This window comes from Parvibaculum sp. (assembly GCF_035511255.1).
Classification (GTDB): Bacteria; Pseudomonadota; Alphaproteobacteria; order Parvibaculales; family Parvibaculaceae; genus Parvibaculum.
This window is the reverse complement of record NZ_DATKFR010000068.1, coordinates 1-1821: the sequence shown is the minus strand read 5'-3', so window position 1 is coordinate 1821 and position 1821 is coordinate 1. Positions and strand designations below refer to the sequence as shown.

Here is a 1821-nt window from a genome sequence, read left to right as displayed (position 1 = left end):
GAACTACGAACGCGAGTAGTATTCGACGACGAGATGCGGCTCCATCTGCACCGGGAAGGGCACATCGGCCGGGACGGGAATGCGGATCAGCTTCGCCGTCAGCTTGTTCTGGTCGACTTCGACATATTCCGGCGTATCGCGCTCGGCGCTCTGCACCGCCTCGAGGACGACGGCGAGCTGCTTCGACTTCTCGCGCACCTCGACCACGTCGCCTTCACGCAGGCGGTAGCTCGGGATGTTGACGCTCTTGCCGTTCACAAGCACATGGCCGTGATTGATGAACTGGCGGGCGGCGAAAACCGTCGAGACGAACTTCGCGCGGTAGACGACCGCGTCGAGACGGCGCTCCAGCAGGCCGATCAGGATGGCGCCCGTGTCGCCGCGAAGGCGCGAGGCTTCCTTGTAGATGCCGTGGAACTGCTTCTCGGAGATGTTGCCGTAATAGCCCTTCAGCTTCTGCTTCGCGCGGAGCTGGACGCCATAGTCGGAGAGCTTGCCCTTGCGGCGCTGTCCGTGCTGGCCGGGGCCGTATTCGCGGCGGTTCACCGGGGACTTCGGGCGGCCCCAGATGTTCTCGCCCAAACGGCGGTCGATTTTGTATTTGGCTTCCTGGCGCTTTGTCATCGCGATTCCTGTCAAAAATGGAAACGCCCCTCCTTTGCCGCCGGGCTATCAAGCCCTTGAGCCGACAGGTAAACTGGCTTCAAGCGTCGCCGTTTCCCACGGGTGCGTAAAATGAAAGCGGCCCCCAAGGGGACCGGCTTCGGGGCGGGTTTTAGCCCGCCTCCGCATATGTGTCAAACGATTGAAATCGGGGCGAAATCAGCCTTCCGGCCCCTCACCCTTCGGGATACGCCTCGCCAGCGCCGCGACGACGCCGCGCATGGTGCGGACCTCCTGCTCCGTCATGGTCGCCCGCTGGAACATGTTGCGAAGGTTCCTGACCATGGAGGGACGCTTCTCCGGCGGCTTCAGGAAGCCGAAGCGGTCGAGTTCGCTCTCCAGATGCTCGAAGAAGCCCAGAAGCTCCTCCTTGGTGGCCGGACGCGTCTGGAGATAGTCGATCTGCTCGGCTGGCGTCCGGTCGGCGGCCTTGAACCATTCATAGCCGATCAGGAGCACCGCTTGGGCGAGGTTCAAGGAAGCGAAGGCCGGGTTGACCGGAACCATCAGAACCGCGTCGGCGAGCGCCACATCGTCATTGTTGAGGCCCGTGCGTTCCGGCCCGAACAGGACGCCGGCGCGGCCGCCGCCACCGATCACCTCGCGAAGCTTCGCTGCGGCCGTTTCGGGCGTCAGGACGGGTTTGACCATGTCGCGGGTGCGCGCCGTCGTCGCGATCACATAATCGAGGTCTGCGACTGCCTCCTCGGTGCGGGTGCAGAGCCGCGCGCCGTCGATGACGATGTCGGCGCCTGACGCAGCGGCACGGGCGCGCTCGTTGGGCCAGCCGTCGCGGGGGCTCACGAGGCGCAGGTCCGAGAGCCCGAAATTGAGCATGGCACGCGACGCCGTGCCTATGTTTTCACCAAGCTGCGGCTGAACCAGGATGACGGCCGGCGTCGCCTCGCCTTGCGTGGGGTTGGCTTTGGTCTGATCCGTTCCGGCCATGAGAAAGGGCTCGCTCGTGAAATAATGTGTCGCTGAATAGGCGATTGGCCATCTTTAATCAATTGGCCCGCAATGTTATACGAACGGGGCCCAAGCGCTTATCCAGCGCCTCCCCCCGAGCCTCGCTCGCTCCCCTGCTCACGCTTTCTCGAAGGGTTCAGCCGCATGTCGAAGATCAAGGTCAAAAATCCTGTAGTCGATCTCGACGGC

The 1821-nt window shown here is 63.4% G+C and carries 2 protein-coding genes; both read right to left on the bottom strand.

Features of this window, described 5'->3' with window-relative positions; all coding sequences use genetic code 11:
• Positions 1-3: 3 nt before the first annotated feature.
• Positions 4-624 carry a 30S ribosomal protein S4 gene (gene rpsD, locus VMR03_RS02255; RefSeq protein WP_325401863.1) on the bottom strand — a complete coding sequence of 207 codons (621 nt, stop codon included), beginning with the start codon at positions 622-624 and terminating at the stop codon, positions 4-6.
• A 198-nt stretch (positions 625-822) separates the two neighbouring features.
• Positions 823-1611, bottom strand: coding sequence for an RNA methyltransferase (locus tag VMR03_RS02250; protein WP_325401861.1), 789 nt, complete (start codon positions 1609-1611; stop codon positions 823-825).
• Between the last annotated feature and the right edge of the window lie 210 nt (positions 1612-1821).